The 22506-nt window shown below is 62.0% G+C and carries 19 protein-coding genes and 2 tRNA genes; 7 read left to right on the forward strand and 14 right to left on the reverse strand.

What is annotated here, in order from left to right; all coding sequences use genetic code 11:
- Positions 1–418: 418 nt before the first annotated feature.
- The 5 genes from C2H86_RS09170 to C2H86_RS09190 form a co-directional block, all read right to left on the reverse strand.
- Positions 419–1135 (reverse strand): ABC transporter ATP-binding protein, encoded by a 717-nt coding sequence (locus tag C2H86_RS09170; protein ID WP_159412311.1) that lies wholly within the window; start codon positions 1133–1135, stop codon positions 419–421.
- Complete coding sequence (locus tag C2H86_RS09175) at positions 1132–2007, reverse strand: ATP-binding cassette domain-containing protein (protein WP_085676784.1); 876 nt, start codon at positions 2005–2007, stop codon at positions 1132–1134. Before C2H86_RS09175 ends, C2H86_RS09170 begins: the two co-directional genes overlap by 4 nt.
- Positions 2004–3305 carry a high-affinity branched-chain amino acid ABC transporter permease LivM gene (gene livM, locus C2H86_RS09180; RefSeq protein WP_152956978.1) on the reverse strand — a complete coding sequence of 434 codons (1302 nt, stop codon included), beginning with the start codon at positions 3303–3305 and terminating at the stop codon, positions 2004–2006. Before livM ends, C2H86_RS09175 begins: the two co-directional genes overlap by 4 nt.
- A 2-nt stretch (positions 3306–3307) precedes the next feature.
- Positions 3308–4222, reverse strand: coding sequence for an ABC transporter permease subunit (locus C2H86_RS09185; RefSeq protein ID WP_060477936.1), 915 nt, complete (start codon positions 4220–4222; stop codon positions 3308–3310).
- A 154-nt stretch (positions 4223–4376) separates the two neighbouring features.
- Entirely contained in the window at positions 4377–5513 is a 1137-nt protein-coding gene (locus C2H86_RS09190) for a branched-chain amino acid ABC transporter substrate-binding protein (RefSeq protein WP_085676782.1), read from the reverse strand.
- Between the two features lie 469 nt (positions 5514–5982).
- Between C2H86_RS09190 and pncB the strand changes: the two genes are divergently transcribed.
- Positions 5983–7188, forward strand: a complete 1206-nt coding sequence (gene pncB / locus C2H86_RS09195; RefSeq protein WP_159412312.1) for a nicotinate phosphoribosyltransferase — start codon at positions 5983–5985, stop codon at positions 7186–7188.
- A gap of 3 nt (positions 7189–7191) precedes the next feature.
- Entirely contained in the window at positions 7192–8019 is an 828-nt protein-coding gene (gene nadE / locus C2H86_RS09200; protein WP_159412313.1) for an ammonia-dependent NAD(+) synthetase, read from the forward strand.
- A gap of 99 nt (positions 8020–8118) precedes the next feature.
- Here nadE and azu read toward each other — a convergent pair whose 3' ends face one another.
- Entirely contained in the window at positions 8119–8568 is a 450-nt protein-coding gene (azu, locus tag C2H86_RS09205) for an azurin (RefSeq protein WP_159413074.1), read from the reverse strand.
- 348 nt (positions 8569–8916) lie between these two features.
- On the opposite strand from azu, the gene C2H86_RS09210 reads away from it, so the two are divergent.
- Positions 8917–9504, forward strand: coding sequence for a TIGR00730 family Rossman fold protein (locus tag C2H86_RS09210; RefSeq protein ID WP_159412314.1), 588 nt, complete (start codon positions 8917–8919; stop codon positions 9502–9504).
- A gap of 133 nt (positions 9505–9637) precedes the next feature.
- Here C2H86_RS09210 and C2H86_RS09215 read toward each other — a convergent pair whose 3' ends face one another.
- From C2H86_RS09215 to rnr, 8 genes are all read right to left on the reverse strand, one after another.
- Positions 9638–11941, reverse strand: coding sequence for a YgiQ family radical SAM protein (locus C2H86_RS09215; RefSeq protein ID WP_159412315.1), 2304 nt, complete (start codon positions 11939–11941; stop codon positions 9638–9640).
- Between the two features lie 104 nt (positions 11942–12045).
- Positions 12046–13443, reverse strand: coding sequence for a replicative DNA helicase (gene dnaB / locus C2H86_RS09220; RefSeq protein ID WP_103446235.1), 1398 nt, complete (start codon positions 13441–13443; stop codon positions 12046–12048).
- Between the two features lie 111 nt (positions 13444–13554).
- Entirely contained in the window at positions 13555–14001 is a 447-nt protein-coding gene (rplI, locus tag C2H86_RS09225) for a 50S ribosomal protein L9 (RefSeq protein ID WP_008101037.1), read from the reverse strand.
- 20 nt (positions 14002–14021) lie between these two features.
- On the reverse strand, positions 14022–14885 hold the full coding sequence (locus C2H86_RS09230; RefSeq protein ID WP_060485666.1) for a hypothetical protein: 864 nt from the start codon (positions 14883–14885) through the stop codon (positions 14022–14024).
- A gap of 33 nt (positions 14886–14918) precedes the next feature.
- Positions 14919–15149: a 30S ribosomal protein S18 gene (gene rpsR / locus C2H86_RS09235; protein ID WP_003249563.1), complete on the reverse strand. Its 231-nt coding sequence runs from the start codon at positions 15147–15149 to the stop codon at positions 14919–14921.
- Positions 15150–15177: 28 nt separating this feature from the next.
- Positions 15178–15603: a 30S ribosomal protein S6 gene (gene rpsF / locus C2H86_RS09240; RefSeq protein ID WP_013974420.1), complete on the reverse strand. Its 426-nt coding sequence runs from the start codon at positions 15601–15603 to the stop codon at positions 15178–15180.
- A 246-nt stretch (positions 15604–15849) separates the two neighbouring features.
- Positions 15850–16596, reverse strand: coding sequence for a 23S rRNA (guanosine(2251)-2'-O)-methyltransferase RlmB (gene rlmB / locus C2H86_RS09245; protein WP_027920757.1), 747 nt, complete (start codon positions 16594–16596; stop codon positions 15850–15852).
- On the reverse strand, positions 16593–19178 hold the full coding sequence (gene rnr / locus C2H86_RS09250) for a ribonuclease R (RefSeq protein WP_159412316.1): 2586 nt from the start codon (positions 19176–19178) through the stop codon (positions 16593–16595). The genes rlmB and rnr overlap by 4 nt, the downstream gene beginning before the upstream one ends.
- A 271-nt stretch (positions 19179–19449) precedes the next feature.
- Here rnr and C2H86_RS09255 point away from each other — a divergent pair.
- The 4 genes from C2H86_RS09255 (at position 19450) to C2H86_RS09270 (ending at position 22480) form a co-directional block, all read left to right on the forward strand.
- Positions 19450–19536 (forward strand) — tRNA-Leu (locus C2H86_RS09255).
- Between the two features lie 88 nt (positions 19537–19624).
- Positions 19625–19711: transfer RNA gene (locus C2H86_RS09260), tRNA-Leu, on the forward strand.
- Between the two features lie 190 nt (positions 19712–19901).
- The gene (locus C2H86_RS09265; RefSeq protein WP_159412317.1) at positions 19902–20915 is read left to right on the forward strand and encodes an extracellular solute-binding protein; all 1014 of its coding nucleotides are present in this window, start codon (positions 19902–19904) and stop codon (positions 20913–20915) included.
- On the forward strand, positions 20915–22480 hold the full coding sequence (locus tag C2H86_RS09270; protein WP_110633513.1) for an ABC transporter permease: 1566 nt from the start codon (positions 20915–20917) through the stop codon (positions 22478–22480). Before C2H86_RS09265 ends, C2H86_RS09270 begins: the two co-directional genes overlap by 1 nt.
- The last annotated feature ends 26 nt before the right edge of the window (positions 22481–22506 follow it).

Consider the following 22506-nt stretch of genomic DNA (forward strand, 5'->3'; position numbering starts at 1 on the left):
GCAACTTGTCCACGGCGCGGAACCCTTTCAGCCTGTCGTGGTCAGTGGATATCTTTTCGGTGATGGCGCAACGCTTTCAAGCATGCCGCCTGCAGCGGTCTGTCCAAGGCTTTCCCACAGACTTATCCACAGGCATTGAAGCACTTTTCGCGGGGCTTGGCCTGTGCAAAAAATGCGCGTGAAATCATGCACAAAGAGCATCTGATCATTTTATGAGCAGAGCCTTGCAGGCCTTGCAGACAAAGGGATAGAGCGAGATGCCACCATGTTTTCCACAGGCGGTTCCACATTAATCGTGGAAAAGATTCAACCCGTAGAAACAAGGGCTTGCGAGGGGATTGTCGAGTGGGTCGAGAAAGATATGCGCCAAGTTGTCCACATTTGAACCGGGGGCTGCCTGGCAACCCCCGAATGCAACTCAATGCCCGCCAAGGTAGGCGTTGCGCACCTCTTCATTGACCAGCAGCTCCTGCCCCGTCCCGCTCATGCGGATCTGCCCGTTGACCATCACATAAGCCCGGTCCGACAACTTCAGCGCATGGTTGGCGTTCTGCTCCACCAGGAAGATGGTCATCCCGCTCTTGGCCAGTTCGCGCAGGGTCGCGAAGATCTGCTTGACCACGATCGGCGCCAGCCCCAGCGATGGCTCGTCAAGCAGCAACAGTTTCGGCCGGCTCATCAGCGCCCGGGCAATGGCCAGCATCTGCTGCTCGCCACCGGACATGGTCATGGCCCGCTGGTTACGCCGCTCCTTCAGGCGCGGGAACAGCTCGAACATGCGCTGCATGTCTTCAGTGGCGTATTTGTCGCCGATGGGGATGGTCCCCATCATCAGGTTTTCCTCGACGGTCATGTCGGGGAACACCCGGCGGCCTTCCGGCGACTGGGCGATGCCGTTGGAGGCGATGTAGTGCGACGACTTGCGGGTGATGTCGGTGCCCCGGTAGACGATATGCCCAGACGCCGCTCGCGGCTGGCCGAAGATCGACATCAGCAGCGTTGACTTGCCAGCGCCGTTGGCACCGATAAGGCTCACCGTTTCACCTTCGTTGATGTGCATCGACACCTTTTTCAGCGCCTGGATCGGCCCGTAGAACACGTCCAGTTCCTTCAGTTCGAGAATGGGTGCAGTCATACCAGTTCCTCTTCGTCGGCACCCAGGTAGGCGGCGATCACCGTCGGGTTGTGGCGGATTTCCTGCGGCGCGCCTTCGGCGATCACGTTGCCGTGGTCGAGCACGACGATATGGTCGGAAATGCTCATGACCATGCCCATGTCGTGTTCGATCAGCACCACGGTGATGTCGTGCTCGTCACGCAGCACGCGGATCATGCGGCTCAGGGCCTCGGTCTCCTGCGGATTGAGGCCGGCAGCCGGCTCGTCCAGGCAGATGATCTTCGGCCGCGTGCACATGGCCCGGGCGATTTCCAGGCGCCGCTGCTGGCCGTAGGACAGTTCACCCGCCAGGCGGTTGGCGCAATCGACCAGGTCGACCACTTCCAGCCAGTAGAACGCGTGGTCCAGGGCGTCGCTCTCGGCCTTGCGGTAGGCCTTGGTGTTGAGCACCCCGGCCAGCAAGTTGCGGTTGACCCACATGTGCTGGGCCACCAGCAGGTTTTCCACCACCGACATTTCCTTGAACAGGCGGATGTTCTGGAAAGTCCGCGCCAGACCTGCGCGGTTGACCAGGTGGGTACCGCCGAACATCTTGTAGTACAGACGGTTGGCAAAGCGCGCAGGCGACACGAAATCCGCCGCCTGGAAGCGCTCGCCAAGCAGCTGGATGACATTGGTGTGGCTGCCGCGCACGTTCAGCTCGATGCGCCCGCCACTGGCCTTGTAGAAACCGGTCAGGCAGTTGAACACGGTAGTCTTGCCGGCGCCGTTGGGGCCGATCAGGGCGAAGATCTGATTGCGCTTGACCTTCAGGCTGACGTCGCTGAGCGCCTTGATGCCGCCAAACTGCATCATCAGGTTGTCGACCGAGAGAATGATTTCGTCGCTCATGGCGCCACTCCTTTACGCGGGGTCACACCGGTACGGCTGATGCGGATCAGCCCACGCGGTCGCCAGATCATCATCAGCACCATCAGCACACCGAACAGCAGCACGCGGTATTCCGAGAAGCTGCGCAGCAGCTCTGGTGCCACGGTCAGCACGAACGCCGCGATCACCACGCCAACGGTCGAGCCCATGCCACCGAGCACGACGATGGCGAGGATCAGCGCCGACTCGAAGAAGGTGAACGAGGATGGGTTGACGAAGCCCTGGTAGGTGGCAAAGAACACCCCCGCCAGGCCTGCGGTGGAAGCACCGAGGGTGAAGGCCGAGAGCTTGACCAGTACGTGGTTCAGGCCCATCGAGCGGCAGGCGATCTCGTCTTCGCGCAGGGCTTCCCAGGCGCGGCCGACCGGCATGCGGGTCAGCCGGTGCTTGATGTACAGCACCGCCAGCACGACGATGAACAGCACGGCGTAGATGAACACGAACTTGAGGTTGGCGTTGTAGTCGATGCCGAGGAACTCATGGATCGGCACCCCGCCGTCCTTGGCCCGGCGGCCGAATTCCAGGCCGAAGAAGGTCGGCGACGGCGCCGGCATGCCGTTCGGGCCGCCAGTGAACGACAGCCAGTTGTTCAGCACCAGGCGGATGATCTCACCGAAGCCCAAGGTCACGATCGCCAGGTAGTCACCGTGCATTCGCAAGACCGGGAAGCCGAGGATGCACCCCGCCAACGCTGCGGCGATGGCCGCCAGCGGCAACACACTCCAGAAGCCCAGGCCGAGGTACTGGTAGCCCAGCGCCAGGCCATAGGCGCCGATGGCGTAGAACGCCACATAGCCCAGGTCGAGCAAGCCGGCGAGGCCGACCACGATATTCAGGCCCAGGCCCAGCAGAACGTAGATCAGGCCGAGGATGACCACGGTCAGCAGGTACTTGTTGGCGAATACCGGGAAGATGATGGCGATCACCACCAGCGCCGGGATGATGTAGCGCAACCGCGACTTGTAGTCCGGCGCGTTGACGTGCACACCCGACCCGCCGCTGTCGAAGCCTTCGAGCATGCGCCGCCCGGCGGCGGTCTGCACGTACAGGCTGAGCAGGAAGCGCCCGAGCATCACCCCGCCGACCAGCCACGCCACCCGGCGTGGTTCGGCGTTGAAGGTGTAGCCGTCGAGTACCACACCGACGATCGGGCCGAACACGATGAGCGCCAGCAGGCCGGCGACGATGGTCTCGAGCAGGCTGCGCTTGATATCGAAACCTTTGGTTTCAGAGGCAGAGGCAATCTTGGCAATCGACATGTTCACACCTTAGCCACGAGCGGGCGACCCAGCAGGCCTTGTGGGCGGAAGATAAGGATCATCACCAGCAGCGAGAAGCTGAACACGTCCTTGTAGTCGGAGTTGATCAGGCCAGAGAACAACGACTCGGAAATCCCCAGGATGATCCCGCCGAGCATGGCGCCTGGCAGCGAACCGATGCCACCCAGTACCGCGGCGGTGAACGCCTTGATACCGATGATGAAGCCGGCGTAGAAGTCGAAGGTGCCGTAGTTGAGGGTGATCAGCACGCCGGCCAGAGCGGCCATCACCGCACCAATGACGAACACGTAGGAAATCACCCGGTCGGTGTTGATGCCAAGGATCGAGGCCATCTTGCGGTCTTGCTGGGTAGCGCGGCACATGCGGCCGAGCTTGGTGTACTTGATCACATAGGTGAGCAGACCCATGCCGAGGAATGCCGCCACCAGGATAAAGATCTTGGTGTATGTCAGTTGCACGAAGCCGGTGCCGACTTCGATGCGCATGGCGCCTTCGAGCAGGGTCGGCACGCCTTGCTGGCGGGCGCCCTGGCTGATCTGTGCATAGTTCTGCAGGATCAGCGAGATGCCGATGGCACTGATCAGCGGTGCCAGGCGGGTGGAGTTACGCAGGGGTTTGTAGGCGATGCGTTCGATGGTGAAGCCATACACGCCCGTGACGACGATGGTGAACAACAGCGTGCCCAGCATCAACAGGGGGAACGACTCGATACCGAAATAAGCCAGCAATGCCAGGCTGATCGCCGCGAGGTACGCGGAGATCATGTACACCTCGCCGTGCGCGAAGTTGATCATGCCGATGATGCCATAGACCATTGTGTAGCCGATGGCGATCAGGCCATAGACCGACCCAAGGGTCAGGCCATTGACCAGTTGCTGCAGGAAAATACCATCCATAACGCAATCTCACCTGAGCGAGACTGCACCAGTGCTGACGACCACAAGCCACGGATAAAGCGGGCCTGGCAGCGCAGAACCGTGCACGTCTCCGAATAAGGACAGGTACCGCAGGGGCAATGGCCCGGACGGGCGTCCGGGCCAGCTGCCGTTATTATTTTTGTTTTTCCAGCTGGTGGTACTTGCCGTCCTTGTCCCACTGGTAGACCACGTAGTCGGACACGGTCAGGTCACCCTTGCTGTCCCACTTCTTCTCACCCATGACGGTCTTGACCGGGTTGGCCTTGAGCCACTTGGCGGCATCTTCGCCCTTGTTCGACTTGGCACCGTTGAACGCAGCGGCCAGGGCCTGCAGCGAGGCGTAGGCGTACAGGGTGTAGCCTTCAGGCTCGGTACCGGCCTTGCGGAACTCTTCCACCACCGCCTTGCTGTCTGGCAGCAGGCGAGGGTCGGCGCCGAATGTCATGTACACGCCATCGACATACTGCGCACCGCCTGCGGTAGACACCAGTTCGTCGGTGACGATGCCGTCATCGGACATGAACTTGACGTCCTTCAGGCCCTGCTCACGCAGCTGGCGCACAAGCGGGCCGGCCTCCGGGTGCAGGCCACCGAAGTAGACCACGTCGGCACCGGCAGCGCGGATCTTGGTGACCACGGCGCTGAAGTCTTTCTCGCCTCGGGTCAGGCCTTCATAAAGCACCGGCTTGACGCCGCGCTTCTCCAACTGCGCCTTGGTCGCATCGGCCAGGCCCTGGCCGTAGGTGTCCTTGTCGTGCAGCACCGCGACCTTCTTGCCCTTGAGCACGTCGACGATGTAGTCCCCGGCGACGATACCCTGCTGGTCGTCACGGCCGCACATGCGGAACATGGCAGAAAGGCCGCGCTCGGTGACCTGTGGGTTGGTGGAGCCTGGGGTGATGGCGATCACGCCGGCTTCGTCATATACCTCGGAGGCCGGGATGGTGTTGGAGGAACAGAAGTGACCGACCACGCCGATCACCTTGTCCTGGTCGACCAGGCGGTTGGCCACGGCCACGGCCTGCTTCGGCTCGCAGGCGTCATCGCCTTTCACCAGGACGATCTTCTCGCCATTCACGCCGCCGGCGGCGTTGATCTTGTCGGCCGCTGCCTGCGCACCTTTCATGTACTGCTCGCCAAACGCTGCGTTGGCCCCGGTCATGGGGCCCGCGACGCCGATCTTGACGTCGGCCTGAACATACGAAGAAACACCCAGTGCCGTAGCTACGGCAAGAGCCAGGAAACCTTTCTTGTAAAACGTCTGCGACATGAGGTGGTGCTCCTAGAGTTTTTTTAGTGTGGCACTACAACTACTCAGCCCTGTGCTCAGAGCAAGGGCCGTGCCATCGGTTTTGTCTTCCGGGAAAACACACTGCAAAGATCGCCCCCTGGCGACCGACGGCCTTTTCTTTATTGAGCGTGCAACCGTCTGCCACGCGGCAGGCGCCACCACACGTACAGACAAGGAGCAACCGTCGAGTGCCATCATTGCAACCCTGGCAAGTGTTTACGTGCAACCGCCCTGTAACAGTGGACGTCACCGAAGTGCACACCGCTGGTGCGCGACTGCTACAGGCAGCACTGTTTCAAGGCTAGCTGGTGCACGGAAAAACACCTGATTTGGCTATTACGCGGCCTCTGTGGGAGCGGGCTTGCCCGCGAAGAGGCCGGCTTAGACACAACAAGACTCAAAAGACTGGCACAATGTCCCCCATTCGCCGCTTCTGGAGCCCCTTTTGATGAGCGAGAGCGCATTCGCCGAGCGCATCGTGCACAACCTGCTCGACACAGACTTCTACAAGCTCACCATGATGCAGGGCGTGCTACACAACTACCCAGACGCCGACGTCGAATGGGAATTCCGCTGCCGCAATGGCGAGGACCTGCGCCCCTACCTTGGCGAGATTCGCCATCAGCTCGAACTGCTCGCCGACCTGACCCTGGATGATGGCCAGCCGGCCTTTCTCGAACGCATCACTTTCCTCAAGCCCGACTTCCTGCGCTTTCTGCGCCTGTTCCGCTTCAACCTGCGCTATGTGCGCATCGGCATCGAGAACGACCAGCTGTTCCTGCGCCTGAAAGGCCCCTGGCTGCACGTGATCCTGTTCGAAGTGCCGCTGCTGGCCATCATCAGCGAAGTGCGCAATCGCCACCTGCACCCGCGCATGCGCCTGGCCGAAGCCCGTGATCAGCTGTATCGCAAGTTCGACTGGCTGCGCGCCCACGCCAGCGACGACGAACTGGCCGAACTGCAGGTAGCCGACTTCGGCACCCGCCGGCGCTTTTCCAGCCGCGTGCAGGAAGACGTGGTGCGTGTACTGCGCGACGACTTCCCGGGCCGCTTCGTCGGCACCAGCAACGTCGACCTGGCATGGAAACTGGATATCAAGCCACTGGGCACCATGGCCCACGAATGGATCATGGCCCACCAGCAGCTCGGCCCGCGCCTGATCGACAGCCAGATCGCCGCGCTGGACTGCTGGGTTCGCGAGTACCGCGGCCTGCTCGGCATCGCCCTGACCGACTGCATCACCATGGATGCCTTCCTCAACGATTTCGACTTGTACTTTGCCAAGCTGTTCGACGGCCTGCGCCATGACTCGGGCGAGCCGGTGGCCTGGGCGGAAAAGGCCATCGCCCATTACCAGAAGCTGGGCATCGACCCGATGACCAAGACCCTGGTGTTTTCCGATGGCCTCAACCTGACCCGTTCGCTGGAGATCTTCCGTGCCCTGCGCGGTCGCATCAACGTCAGTTTCGGCATCGGCACCAACCTCACCTGCGACATCCCCGGTGTGGCGCCGATGAACATCGTGCTTAAAATGACCGACTGCAACGGCTCGCCGGTGGCCAAGATCTCCGACGAAGCCGCCAAGACCCAGTGCCGCGATGAGAACTTCGTCGCCTACATGCGTCACGTATTCAAAGTCCCCAGCAAGGAGTAACCCATGCAAGCGGTTCAGCAAGAGATTGCCCAGGCGCTAAAGGTACAGCCGCCGTTCGCCGACGCCGCTGCGCTCGAGGCCGAAGTCGCCCGGCGCGTGGCGTTCATCAAGGACTGCCTGGCCAATGCCCGGCTCAAGACCCTGGTGCTGGGCATCAGCGGCGGCGTCGATTCGCTGACCGCCGCCCTGCTCGCCCAGCGCGCCGTCAACGAGCTGCGCGCCGAAACCGGCGACAAGGCCTACACCTTCATCGCCGTGCGCCTGCCGTACCAGGTGCAGCATGACGAGCACGACGCCCAGGCTTGCCTGGAGGTGATCAAGGCCGATGAGGTGCACACCGTCGACATCGCCCCGGCCGTGCGCGCACTGGCAGCGGAAGTGGTAGAGCTGAAAAATGGCTCGCCGACCTTGGTGGACTTCGTCGTCGGCAACGTCAAGGCACGCACCCGCATGGTTGCCCAGTACACCATTGCCGGTGCCCGCGCGGGCCTGGTGATCGGTACCGACCACGCCGCCGAGGCGGTGATGGGCTTCTTTACCAAGTTCGGTGATGGTGCCTGCGACCTGGCGCCGCTGAGCGGGCTGGTGAAGAACCAGGTGCGGGCGATTGCGCGCAGCTTTGGTGCGCCGGAATCGCTGGTGGAGAAGGTACCGACGGCGGACCTGGAAGACCTGGAGCCGGGCAAGCCGGACGAGGCTTCGCACGGCGTGACCTACAAGCAGATCGATGCCTTCCTGCATGGGCTGCCGGTGGATCAGGCTGCCTTCGACATCATCGTCGCCACCTACCGCAAGACCCAGCACAAGCGCGAACTGCCGTTCGCCCCATAAAAGCTTCGCGGGGCAAGCCCGCTCCTACAAGGGAACCAGTATCCCCTGTAGGAGCGGGCTTGCCCCGCGAACAGGCCCGAGAGGCCTACACAACTTTCATTACTTGACGACGACCTTGCCCTTCATCATCGAGATGTGGCCCGGGAAGGTGCAGAAGAAGCTGTAGTCACCACCGGCTTCCAGCTTGGAAGTGTCGAACTTCACTTCGGTTTCTTTTTCCGGCGCGCCGATCATCTTGGTGTGGGCGATGATCCCGGCGTTGGCGGCATTGATGTAGTCGTTCTCCAGGCCTTTGCTCATACCTTCGGTAGCAATGCCCTGCATGTCTGCAGTCTTGCTGATCACCAGGTTATGGCCCATCACGTTCTTCGGCAGGCTGCCGGAGTGGGTCAGTTTGACGGTGAATTCCTTGCAGCTCTTGTCGACGGTGAATTCCTTGCTGGTGTAGGACATCTGGTCGGTCGAGTCGACGGTCACCGAGCACTCGGCTGCGAAGACAGAGGCGCTGGCGAGGGTCAGCAGGGATACCGCTACAGCTTTCGCAAACATCATGAATCTCCTTGGCAGGGTTTTATCAATTGCGAGACTGCCTGAAACCGTTCTGCCCCCTGCTGATATGGGTCAAGGGGGTGTCAAGTGGCCAGCCAGTTGAATTGTTCAATGGATTGTATACAACCAATCTAAGGGCACATCATGCCCTTTTAATAGACGATGGGACAACCTCTCATTTAGGAGCAACCGCAATGTCCCTCGCAAGTTTCATGAACAGCCTGCTCGCCGCCTACGCCCACGGGGCCACGGGTGCCAGCTGCGAATTCTCCCGTCCGGAGTAAAACCGGCGTTGGAGACGTCAGACTATTCGCTTTACCCTGTCAGCGATATGACTGGAGAAGCACGATGTCTGTACGTTCCGTTTGTGTGTTCTGTGGCGCCAGTATCGGCGCCAACCCCGCCTACCGTGAAGCGGCCGTTGCGCTTGGCCAGGCCATTGCCCGCCGCGGCCTGACCCTGGTTTATGGCGGAGGTGCGGTCGGCCTGATGGGCACCGTCGCCGATGCGGTCATGGCGGCCGGTGGCGAAGTGATCGGGATCATTCCGCAAAGCCTGATCAATGCCGAGATCGGCCATAAAGGCCTGAGCCGTCTGGAAGTGGTCGACGGCATGCATGCGCGCAAGGCGCGCATGGCCGAGCTGAGCGATGCCTTCATTGCCCTGCCGGGCGGTCTGGGTACGCTGGAGGAGCTGTTCGAGGTGTGGACCTGGGGGCAATTGGGCTATCACGCCAAGCCGCTGGGGCTGCTTGATGTAAATGGCTTCTATGAAAAGCTCGGCGGGTTCCTCGACCATATCGTCGAAGAAGGCTTCGTACGGCCGCAGCATCGGGCCATGTTGCTGCTGGCGCAGCAGGCAGATGAGCTGCTGGACGGGATGGAGCGGTTCGAGTCGCCAGTACTCCCCAAGTGGGTCGACAAGAAGCCAGACTGATCCGAGATGTTGGGGCTGCTTTGCAGCCCTTTCGCGACACAAGGCCGCTCCCACAAAGCACTGCGTACGCCGATCAATGTGGGAGCGGCCTTGTGTCGCGAAAGGACCGCAAAGCGGTCCCAAAAGGGGGCAGTTAGCGCGGGATCACTGGCTGGCGCGGCTTCTTGCCCTTGCCGCCACCACCCTTGGCGGCTTCCTTGCGCTCCTTGGCCGCCTGCTGGTTGCGGGCAAACGCCTCGGCCTTGGCCTTCTCGCGCTTGTCCCACGGCTTGCTGCCATCGCTGCCACGCGGCGGCAGGCCGGTGTGCTGGGTCAGGATCTTCTGGTCCTTGCCCACCTTGTGGCTGCCGGCCGGGGTCGAGTTCTTGCGGCGCGCGCTCTGGTACGTGTCGGTCTGCGGCTGGTGCAGCGGGATCAGCTGGTGCTTGCCCGGTCCGATCAGATCGGCACGGCCCATGCGCTGAAGGGCTTCACGCAGCATCGGCCAGCCCTTCGGATCGTGATAGCGCAGGAACGCCTTGTGCAGGCGGCGCTGCTCCTCGCTCTTGACGATCTCCACCCCTTCGCTCTTGTACGTGACCTTGCGCAGCGGGTTCTTGCCCGAGTGGTACATGGCCGTGGCCGATGCCATTGGCGACGGGTAGAAAGCCTGCACCTGGTCGGCGCGGAAGCCGTTGCCCTTGAGCCACAGGGCCAGGTTCATCATGTCTTCGTCGGTGGTGCCCGGGTGCGCGGCGATGAAGTACGGGATCAGGTACTGCTCCTTGCCCGCCTCTTTCGAGAACTTCTCGAACATGCGCTTGAAGCGGTCGTAGGTACCGATGCCCGGTTTCATCATCTTGTCCAGCGGGCCACGCTCGGTGTGCTCCGGGGCAATCTTCAGGTAGCCGCCAACGTGGTGGGTGACCAGCTCCTTGACGTACTCCGGCGATTCCACTGCCAGGTCGTAGCGCAGGCCCGAGGCGATCAGGATCTTCTTCACGCCCGGCAATGCACGGGCCTTGCGGTACAGCTCGATCAGCGAACTGTGGTCGGTGTTGAGGTTCTCGCAGATGCCCGGGAACACGCACGACGGCTTGCGGCAGTGCTTCTCGATGTCGTGGCTCTTGCAGGCGATGCGGTACATGTTGGCAGTCGGGCCGCCAAGGTCGGAGACCACGCCAGTGAAGCCCGGCACCTTGTCACGCATCTCCTCGATTTCGTGCAGGATCGACTCGTGGGAGCGGTTCTGGATGATGCGGCCTTCGTGCTCGGTGATCGAGCAGAAGGTGCAGCCACCGAAGCAGCCACGCATGATGTTCACCGAGAAACGGATCATCTCGTAGGCCGGGATGCGCTCCTTGCCGTAGGCCGGGTGCGGAATACGCGCGTAGGGCATGCCGAACACGTAGTCCATTTCCTCGGTGGTCATGGGAATGGGTGGCGGGTTGAACCACACATCCACTTCACCGTGCTTCTGCACCAGGGCGCGGGCATTACCGGGGTTGGTCTCCAGGTGCAGCACGCGGTTGGCGTGGGCATAGAGCACCGGATCGTTACGCACCTTTTCGAACGACGGCAGGCGGATCACCGACTTTTCCCGGGTCACGCTCGGGCTGTCGAGGATTTGTACGACCTTGGCTTCGTTCGGGTCTTCCTGGTCCCCCTTGGCCTGCTCGATGGCGCAAGCCTGGGTGTCCTGGGTGTTCACGTACGGGTTGATGATCTTGTCGACGCGGCCTGGGCGGTCGATACGGGTAGAGTCGATCTCGTACCAGCCCTGCGGCGTGTCACGGCGCACGAACGCGGTGCCGCGCACGTCGGTGATCTGCTCGATGCTCTCACCCTGCGACAGGCGCTGGGCCACTTCAACGATGGCCCGTTCGGCGTTGCCGTACAGCAAGATGTCGGCGCTGGCGTCGATCAGGATCGAATGGCGGACCTTGTCCTGCCAGTAGTCATAATGCGCGATACGACGCAGCGAGGCCTCGATGCCGCCCAATACGATGGGGACATGCTTGTAGGCTTCCTTGCAGCGCTGGCTGTACACCAGACTGGCACGGTCAGGGCGCTTGCCCGCCAGGCCACCCGGGGTATAGGCGTCGTCGGAACGGATCTTCTTGTCCGCGGTATAGCGGTTGATCATCGAGTCCATGTTGCCGGCGGCTACGCCAAAGAAGAGGTTTGGCTCGCCGAGCTTCATGAAGTCGTCTTTGGACTGCCAGTTTGGCTGCGCAATGATGCCCACGCGGAAGCCCTGGGCTTCCAGCAGGCGGCCGATGATGGCCATGCCGAACGACGCGTGGTCGACGTAGGCATCCCCGGTCACGATGATGATGTCGCAGGAATCCCAGCCGAGCTGATCCATCTCCTCCCTGCTCATCGGCAGGAACGGTGCTGGCCCGAAGCATTCGGCCCAGTACTTGGGATAGTCGTAGAGTGGTTTGGCTGCTTGCATGTCAGTGACCGGTTCTGGTGTGCAGGGAAATCGCGGGCGCGGAATATAGCACAAATTTTGACCAAATCCGACGGTGGTTGTCGGATTCATGTGAGGCCAGTGGCTTATTCGTCGTCGTCGAAGTTGTACATGCCCGGCGCGAGGTTCTCGAAGCGGGTGTACTTGCCGATGAACGCCAGGCGCACGAAGCCGATAGGGCCGTTCCGCTGTTTACCGATGATGATTTCGGCCACGCCCTTGTGCTCGGTCTCGGGGTGGTACACCTCGTCGCGGTACACGAACATGATCACGTCGGCGTCCTGCTCGATTGCACCGGATTCACGCAAGTCGGAGTTGACCGGGCGTTTGTTCGGCCGCTGTTCCAGGGAGCGGTTCAGCTGCGACAGGGCGATTACCGGGCAGTTGAATTCCTTGGCCAGGGCCTTGAGGGATCGGGAGATCTCGGAAATCTCGTTGGTGCGGTTGTCACCGGCCGACCCTGGAATCTGCATCAGCTGCAGGTAGTCGACCATGATCATGCCGATTTCACCGTGCTCACGGGCCAGACGACGGGTACGCGCACGCATTTCCGAAGGGCTGATGCCGGCGGTGTCGTCGATGAACAGCTTGCGGTCGTTGAGCAGGTTGACTGCCGAGGTCAGGCGCGGCCAGTCGTCGTCATCCAGCTGACCGGAACGCACCTTGGTCTGGTCGATGCGCCCAAGCGACGAAAGCATACGCATGATCAGCGATTCACCTGGCATCTCGAGAGAAAACACCAGCACCGCCTTTTCGCTACGCAGCACGGCGTTCTCCACCAGGTTCATGGCGAAGGTGGTCTTACCCATCGACGGACGGCCGGCGACGATGATCAGGTCGGCTGCCTGCAGGCCGCTGGTCTTCTCGTCCAGGTCGGTGAAGCCGGTGGACACGCCGGTGATGTCGCTGTCGGAGTTGAACAGCGTGTCGATGCGGTCGATGGCCATGGTCAACAGTTCGTTGACGCCCACCGGGCCGCCGGTTTTCGGCCGCGCCTCGGCGATCTGGAAAATCTGCCGTTCGGCATCGTCGAGGATTTCTGCAGCGCCCCGCCCTTGCGGGTTGAAGGCGTTGTCGGCGATGTCGGTGCTGATGCTGATCAGCTGGCGCAGCGTGGCCCGCTCGCGGATGATCGCGGCGTAGGCCTTGATGTTGGCCACCGACGGGGTGTTCTTGGCCAATTCGGCCAGGTACGCCAGGCCGCCGACCTGGGAAGAGACGCCTTCCTTGTCCAGCTGCTCGTGCAGGGTCACCACGTCGAATGGCTGGTTGGCGTCGGCCAACTTGTGCACGGCACGGAAGATCAGGCGGTGGTCATGCCGGTAGAAATCGCCATCCGACACCTGGTCCAGCACCCGCTCCCAGGCATTGTTGTCCAGCATCAGGCCACCGAGCACGGCCTGTTCGGCCTCGATGGAATGCGGCGGCACCTTCAGGGCAGCGGTTTGCAGGTCGAGCTGTTCGGAGTTGGTGATCTCGTTCATGGCCACGAAAGAATTCTGGAGGATGAAAAAGACAAAGGGCACGGCCTGAATGAACAGGACCGTGCCCGATGTTAACCGGCTATCCCGTGAGGGACCACCAGTCAGCGCAGCTTAGGCAGCTACGACGACCACACGTACGGTGGCTTCAACGTCGCTGTGCAGGTGCACGGCTACGTCGTATTCGCCAACCTGACGGATGGTGCCGTTCGGCAGACGAACTTCAGCTTTGGCCACTTCAACGCCGGAGGCGGTCAGGGCGTCAGCGATGTCGTGGGTGCCGATCGAACCGAACAGCTTGCCTTCGTCGCCAGCGGTGGCAGTGATGGTCACTTCCAGCTCGGCCAGTTGGGCAGCACGGCTTTCAGCCGAAGCTTTACGGTCAGCAGCTGCTTTTTCCAGCTCGGCGCGACGCTCTTCGAACGCAGCCAGGTTGGCGGCGTTGGCAACGGTGGCCTTGCCGAATGGCAGCAGGAAGTTACGGCCGTAACCAGCCTTAACTTTAACTTTGTCGCCCAGGTTGCCCAGGTTAGCGACTTTTTCCAGCAGGATCAGTTCCATTTGGTAAAACCTCTTAACTTTTAACCTTCACCGTTCGCGGAGTCTTTCCCCGGAGGGGACTTGCGACCGCGAAAATCAATCAGGCTGTCGACAATGGCCAGGACCATCAGCAACGGGTAGATCAGCTGCATGATCAGCGGCAACGTCACGTACATGCCCACCAGCCAGAAACCGGCCAGTCGCCCCTGCGCCACAAGGCCGTGCATCAAGGCGATGCCAGCCAGCACCAGTACCAGGCTCGACGCCGATGCCAGGATGATGAACTGCGACCCGATAAACGGAGCCACCACCATCACTGCCACCAAGACCGCCATGGTCTGTTTCGGCAACTTCAGTTCGCGAAACTCGCGACCGAAGCCTCCAGGGTTGTACAACGCTGCCTGCCAATAACGCGCCAGCACCAGGGCCAACACGCTGAACAATTGCACCGTCACTGCTGTGGAAGCGACCAGCACAGGGCGGATCAGCTCACCGGAGAGCACCGGCTCGCCTTCGATTTTCGGCATGGCTTCGGCAAACGCCTTGGCCAGCACATCGAAGGTCTGCGCCAGGGCCATGTCGAGCACGAGGCTGAAAACCACGGCAAACACGGCACTGGCGACCAGCACACGGCTCCAGGGATGCTCGGCGCGCAACAGCGCGGCCAGGCCCAGGGCACCGGCAATCACCAGGAAGGTGATCGGATCGCCCATGAACCACACGGCCAGCCCGGCCAGCAGGCCGCCGGCGATGACCGTTGAAGCATCCTTGAACCCACGCCGCAGCAGCACAAGGCTGCCGGCAGCGGCACTCAACCAGAACAGCAGCGGCAGTACCGCGCTGATGACCACCACCAGGGTGGCCTGCACACGACCGCGCATGATGAAACTTGCTAACGCTCGCATGCTAATCCCTTACTGCTTGTCGACGACCCGGTCTCAGCGGCCGTGGCTGTCGGTGTAGGGCAGCAGGGCCAGGAAGCGGGCGCGCTTGATAGCGGTAGCCAGCTGACGCTGATAACGAGCTTTGGTACCGGTGATACGGCTTGGAACGATCTTGCCGGTTTCGGATACGTAAGCTTTCAGGGTGTTGAGATCTTTGAAGTCGATCTCTTTCACGTCTTCAGCAGTGAAGCGGCAGAATTTACGACGACGGAAGAAACGTGCCATTTAATAGGCTCCTCTAAAGGTCCGTGGATTACTCGTCAGCGTTATCGCTGGAGTCGCTGTCATTGCTGTCGTCGCCGTCGGCGGACTCAGCATGCTCAGGACGCTCACGACGCTCACGGCGCTCGCTGCGGTTTTCTTCAGCCTTCAGCATCTCGGACTGGCCGGTTACGGCTTCGTCGCGACGGATGACGAGGTTACGGATAACGGCATCGTTGTAGCGGAAGTTGTCTTCCAGCTCGGCCAGGGCCTTGCCGGTGCACTCAACGTTCAGCATCACGTAGTGAGCCTTGTGAACATTGTTGATTGCGTAGGCCAGTTGACGACGGCCCCAGTCTTCCAGGCGGTGGATCTTGCCGCCATCTTCTTCGATCAGCTTGGTGTAACGCTCAACCATGCCGCCGACTTGCTCGCTCTGGTCCGGGTGAACCAGGAAGATGATTTCGTAATGACGCATGAATGCTCCTTACGGGTTAGTAGTCTGCCAGCGTATCTGGTCAGACAAGGAGTGAATGACACTGTATGTCTTGCACGGAGGGGAGGCACATAGGCGCCTGCCAGCTCGGCAAGGGGCGCAATTGTAGAGAAGGCGGGGCGTACAAGCAAGACGATTGGTGATTATTTGAACAGCCGGAAACACTTTATTCCTGTACTGGCCTCTTCGCGGGCAAGCCCACGAAGAGGCCGGAACAGGTTTATGCCATCAGCGCTTGGCCTGACGCTGGCGCACGGCCTCGAACAGGCAGACGCCCGTCGCCACCGACACGTTCAGGCTGCTCACGCTACCGCTCATCGGCAACTTCACCAGGAAGTCGCAATGCTCGCGGGTCAGCCGGCGCATGCCCTTGCCTTCCGCGCCCATGATCATCACCAGCGGGCCGGTCAGGTCCTGCTGGTAGATCTCCTGCTCAGCCTCGCCAGCGGTACCCACCACCCACAGGCCACGCTGCTGCAGTTTCTCCAGCGTGCGCGCCAGGTTGGTCACGGCGACCAGCGGAATCACCTCCGCCGCACCGCAGGCCACCTTGCGCACTACCGGCGTCAGGGTGGCCGACTTGTCCTTGGGCACGATCACCGCCGTGGCGCCGGCCGCATCGGCGGTGCGCAGGCAAGCGCCAAGGTTGTGCGGGTCGGTCACGCCATCCAGCACCAGGATCAGCGGTGGGGTTTCACTGCGCTCGAGCAGCTCCTCGAGCATCAACTCGCCCCACACCTGGCTCGGGCTCACCTCGGCAACCACGCCCTGGTGCACGCCTTCGACCCAGGCATCCAGCTCACGGCGCTCGGCCTGGCCGACCGGCACGCGGTTTTCTGCGGCCAGCTCCAGCAGCGCCTGGATGCGCGGCTCGCTGCGCCCTTCCGACAGCCAGATCTGCTTGACCCGCTTCGGATGGTGCTGCAGCAGTGCCTGCACGGCGTGCACGCCGTAGATCTTTTCCAGCTGACTCATGACTTGTTCTTGCTCTTGCGTGGCGCGCCGGATTTCGGCGGGCCTTTACGGTGCTTGGTCGGCTTGCCGGACGGTTTGCCGCCCTTGTCCGACTTGCTGCTGGCGTGGCCGCTGGTGCGCGCCTCGCTCATCAGCGCCTTTTTCATTTCACGGCTCTTGCGCACTTCGGCGTTGCGCTGCACGGCGTCTTTCGGGAAGTACGCCTCGGCAGTCTCGCTCTTGCGGCTGCGCGGCTTAGGCGTGGCCTTGGCTTCGACCGCTGGCTCGGACTTTTCGGACTTCTCGGCAGCTGGCGCGGCAGCACCACGCCCCTTGCGGCCAATCGGCGCATTGAGCTGCTGCTCGGAGACTTCGAAGTCGATCTTGCGCTCGTCGAGGTCGACGCGCATGACCTTGACCTCGATGGTGTCGCCCAGGCGGAAGCTGCGTCCGGTACGCTCGCCCGACAGGCGGTGGTGCACCGGGTCGAAGTGGTAGTAATCGCCCGGCAGCGCACTGACGTGCACCAGGCCTTCCACATAGATGTCGGTCAGTTCGACGAACAGGCCGAAACCCGTGACCGCGGTGATCACACCCGGGAAGGTTTCGCCCACGCGATCCTTCATGAACTCGCACTTGAGCCAGTTGACTACGTCACGGGTGGCTTCGTCGGCGCGGCGCTCGGTCATCGAGCACTGCTCGCCGAGCTGGTCGAGGGCGTTCACGTCGTACGGGTAGATACGCGCCTTGGGGATGCTCATGGCGCCAGCACGTTTGACGTGCGGGGTGTCGACCTTGGAACGGATGATGCTGCGGATGGCGCGGTGCACCAGCAGGTCCGGGTAACGGCGGATCGGCGAGGTGAAGTGGGTGTACGCCTCGTAGTTCAAGCCGAAGTGGCCGTTGTTGTCGGTGCTGTACACCGCCTGGCTCAGCGAGCGCAGCATCACGGTCTGGATCAGGTGGAAGTCCGGGCGCCCGGCGATGCTCGCCAGCAGGGCCTGGTAGTCCTTCGGCGACGGGTCCTTGCCCTTGTGCAGGCTCAGGCCCAGCTCGCCGAGGAAGGCACGCAGTTTTTCCAGGCGCTCCGGCGGCGGGCCGTCGTGCACGCGATACAGGGCTGGCACTTCGTGCTTCTGCAGGAACGCAGCGGTAGCGACGTTGGCCGCCAGCATGCATTCTTCGATCAGCTTGTGGGCATCGTTGCGCACGGTCGGGCGGATTTCCGCGATCTTGCGCTCGTCACCGAAGATGATGCGGGTTTCCTGGGTCTCGAAGTCGATGGCACCCCGGGCGTGACGGGCATCCAGCAGCACCTTGTACAGGTTGTACAGGTTCTTCAGGTCCGGCAGGACCTCCTTGTACTCCTCGCGCAGCGCCTTGCCCTCACGGGTACGGGCATGTTCGAGCATGCTGCTGACCTTGTTGTAGGTCAGGCGGGCGTGGGAGTGGATAACGCCTTCGTAGAACTGATAGTCGACCATCTGGCCGGCTTTGTTCATGGTCATTTCACAGACCATGGCCAGGCGATCGACATGCGGGTTCAGCGAGCACAGGCCGTTGGACAGCTCTTCGGGGAGCATCGGCACCACGCGCTCGGGGAAGTACACCGAGTTGCCGCGCTGCTGGGCTTCGTTGTCCAGGGCCGAGCCCAGGCGTACGTAGCTGGAGACGTCGGCGATGGCCACATACAGGCGCCAGCCGCCAGAGAACATGCGCAGCTTGCCCAGCGGTTCGCAGTAGACGGCGTCATCGAAGTCGCGGGCATCCTCGCCGTCGATGGTGACGAACGGCAGGTGACGCAGGTCGATGCGCTTCTCTTTGTCCTTCTCTTCGACTTCGGAGCGGAACTTGCGCGCCTCCTTGACCACATCGTTGGGCCAGACATGGGGAATGTCGTAGCTGCGCAGGGCAACGTCGATTTCCATGCCCGGCGCCATGTAGTTGCCGATCACCTCGACCACATCGCCCTGCGGCTGGAAGCGCGGGGTAGGCCAGTGGGTGATCTTGATCTCGACGAACTGGCCGATCTTGGCACCACCGTTACGCCCGGCGGTCACCAGCACTTCCTGCTGGATCTTCGGGTTATCCGGGGTCACGTAGCCGATGCCGCCTTCTTCGAAGTAGCGGCCGACCACGCTTTCATGGGCGCGGGAGATGACTTCGACCAGCACGCCTTCGCGACGGCCACGGCGGTCGACGCCCGAGACGCGGGCCAGGCCGCGGTCGCCGTCGAACACCAGGCGCATCTGCGACGGGCTGAGGAACAGGTCGTCGCTGCCGTCATCGGGGATAAGGAAGCCAAAGCCGTCACGGTGGCCGGAGACACGGCCACAGATCAGGTCCAGTTTGTCTACCGGGGCATAAGTGCCGCGCCGGGTATAGATAAGCTGGCCGTCACGCTCCATGGCCCGCAGGCGGCGACGCAGGGCTTCGATCTGGTCTTCTTCATAGAGACCGAACTCTGCCGCCAGCTCCTCGCGCGCGGCCGGTTCGCCACGGTCGGCGAGGCGCTGCAGGATCAGCTCACGGCTGGGAATGGGGTTGTCGTATTTTTCCGCTTCGCGAGCGGCCTCGGGATCGAGGGATTGCCAATCGGCCATCAGAAGGGGTTCACCTTGGGGTATATAGATAGGAATTCTGGCATGTGCGTATTGAAACCGGAAATGTCAGCCTTGGACAGCCCCCGCTGCTGTGTATAGAGAGGGGCAATAGGCCTTCGGAATCAACAAGTTGAATTTTTTGAAATTTTTTTCGCTTGGGGGGTTTACAGCCCTCCGGACCGTCCGTATAGTGCGCACCACAACGACGGACAAGCCCGAAGTTGTAGTAGAGATGAGCGGCGCTGTAAAGCATCTTTTATCTCGAATGTGTGCCCAGGTGGCGGAATTGGTAGACGCGCTGGTTTCAGGTATCAGTGACCGCAAGGTCGTGGAAGTTCGAGTCTTCTCCTGGGCACCAAATATTTTCAAGTAACAGATGACCAAGGATCTGTTACTACTGTGTGAAAGCGAACGATAGTCGCCTTCTCCAGATGATGTAAAGCTTTGCCCAGGTGGCGGAATTGGTAGACGCGCTGGTTTCAGGTATCAGTGACCGCAAGGTCGTGGAAGTTCGAGTCTTCTCCTGGGCACCATACAAAAACCCACTAGCTTGCTAGTGGGTTTTTTCTTGCCTGCGTTTTTTGTATCCCCCTCCCTACTCCCCTCGCAGCCCCGGCATTACACGTTTGTCTGCCGATGAATTTCTCGTCACCCGGCCACTTGAGAAACGATTTCGTTTACCATTGTTTCCGAATATGTAGCCGTAAGCGAGGAAGTACCCGCATGACGATCCGCCCGCAACCGCTGATGCGCACCCTGGCTGCCGCAGTTCTGAGCCTGGTGATCGGCGCTCCGGCCGCCCTGGCAGACGAACCGGTCACGCTGACCATGTACAACGGCCAGCACAAGGAAATCGGCGAAGCCATCGCCAAGGCCTACGAGGCCAAGACCGGTATCCACATCAATATCCGCAAGGGCAGCAGCAACCAGCTGGCCAGCCAGATCATCGAGGAAGGCGACCGCTCGCCAGCCGACATCATCTATACCGAAGAGTCTCCACCGCTGAACAACCTGGGTGAGCTGGGTCTGCTGGCGAAGATCGACGATGCCACCGCGAGCATGGTGCCCCCGGAGTACGTAGGCGCCAACGGTACCTGGATGGGCATCACCGCCCGCACCCGCATCGTGGTGTTCAACCCGAAGAAGGTCGACGAGAAAGATCTGCCGACCACGGTCATGGATTTCGCCAACCCGGAGTGGGAAGGGCGCGTCGGCTATGTACCGACCAGCGGCGCCTTCCAGGAACAGGCCGTGGCCATCCTGAAGATGCACGGGCGTGAAGCCACCGAAGAATGGCTGACCGGCCTGAAGGCCTTCGGCAAGACCTACACCAACAACATGGTCGCCCTCAAGGCCGTGGAAAAAGGTGAAGTCGCTGCGGTACTGGTGAACAACTACTACTGGTATGCGCTGCAGCGTGAGCGCGGCAAGCTCGACACCAAGCTCTATTACCTGGCCGATGGCGATGCCGGCAATCTGGTCACCATCTCCGGCGCCGCCGTGGTCAAGGCCAGCAAGCACCCGAAAGAATCCCAGGCCCTGCTCAACTGGATGGCCAGCGAAGAAGGCCAGCGCGTGATCACCCAGACCACCGCCGAATACCCGCTGCACAAGGGCATGGTCTCCGACCGTGGCCTGAAGCCGTTCGAAGACTTGCGCCCGCCGAAGATCTCGCCAGCCGACCTGGGCAATGCCGAGGAAGCGCTGGAGCTTGAACGCGAGGTCGGCCTGCTCTGATGACCGCCGCCCTGTCCGAGCCGGCGCAGGTACGTTTCGTGCCGCGCCGCAAGCGCCCCTCGATCTGGGTGCTGCTGCCTGTGCTGTTCCTGGTGGCGATGAGCTTGCTGCCGCTGCTGTACGTCGCCATGAAAGCCTGGGAGGCTGGCTGGCGCGAAGCCCTGCACCTGCTCTGGCGCCCGTTCGTCTGGGGGTTGATGAAGAACACCCTGATGCTGATGGCCGGGGTGACGCTGGCATGCATGGTGGTCGGCCTGGCCCTGGCCTGGCTGCTCGAGCGCAGCAACCTGCCCGGCCGCCGGCTATGGGGCGTGGTGCTGTGCCTGCCGTTCGCGGTGCCGTCATTCGTCAGCAGCTTCACCTGGGTGTCACTGAGCTCGGACTTCGAAGGCCTCGGCGGGGCGATCCTGGTCATGGCACTGTCCAAGTACCCACTGGTGTTCCTGCCGGTGGCGGCGACTCTGCGCAACCTCGACACCTCACTTGAAGAGTCGGCACGCACCCTGGGTTACAGCCGCTGGGGCGTCTTCCGCAAGATCACCCTGCCGCTGCTGTGGCCGTCGATGCTGGGCGGCGCACTGCTGATCGCCCTGCACATGCTGGTCGAGTTCGGCGCGCTGTCGATCCTCGGCCTGCAGACCTTCACCACGGCGATCTACCAGCAATTCGAACTGGAGTTCAGCAACGCCAACGCGGCGATGCTCTCGGCCGTGCTGCTGGCGCTGTGCCTGCTGATGCTGTGGCTGGAACTGCGCGTGCGCGGCAAGGCTCGCCATGTGCGTATCGGCCAGGGCGTGGCGCGTCGCGGCCAGCCGGTGCGCCTGCGTGGCTGGATGCCGTTGGCGCAGCTGTTCTGCCTGGGCCTGGCGATTCTCGGCAGCGGCATTCCGCTGGCGATGCTGGGTTACTGGCTGAGCGTGGGTTCGTCGGCGGCCTTCCCGGTGGCGGCGATCAGTAAAGCATTGCTGACTTCGCTGTCGGTGTCGCTGGGTGGCGCAGGTTTCTGCGTGCTGCTGGCCCTGCCGGTCAGCTTCCTGGTGGTGCGCTACAAAGGCCGCCTGGCGATCTGGGCCGAGCGCCTGCCGTACCTGTTGCACGCCCTGCCCGGCCTGGTGATCGCGCTGACGCTGGTGGTGTTCTCGCTGCACTACGTGCCGGCGCTGTACCAGACCACCGCACTGTTGCTGCTGGCCTATGCGCTGCTGTTCCTGCCGCTGGCCCAGGCGCCGGTGCGTACCGCGTTGAACAAGGCCTCGCCGACACTCGAAGAAGCAGCCCGCACCTTGGGCGCCAGCAGTTTTGCGGCGTTCTGCCGGGTGACCCTGCCGATCATCTTCCCGGCGCTGGCGGCGGCGTTTGCGCTGGTGTTCCTTGATGCCATGAAGGAGCTGACCGCTACCCTGCTGCTCAGCCCGACGGGCATGACCACTCTGGCCACCGAGGTCTGGGCGCATACCGCCAACGTCGAGTTTGCAGCGGCGGCGCCTTATGCGGCGCTGTTGATTGTGGTGTCGGGGTTGCCGGTGTATTTGCTGACTACGCGGATGTATTTGAACAAGGCTTGAGACCAAATCCAGGCTGGCGAGCAGCC

The sequence above is a fragment of the Pseudomonas putida genome, assembly GCF_009883635.2.
In the GTDB taxonomy this organism is placed as follows: Bacteria; Pseudomonadota; Gammaproteobacteria; order Pseudomonadales; family Pseudomonadaceae; genus Aquipseudomonas; species Aquipseudomonas putida_W.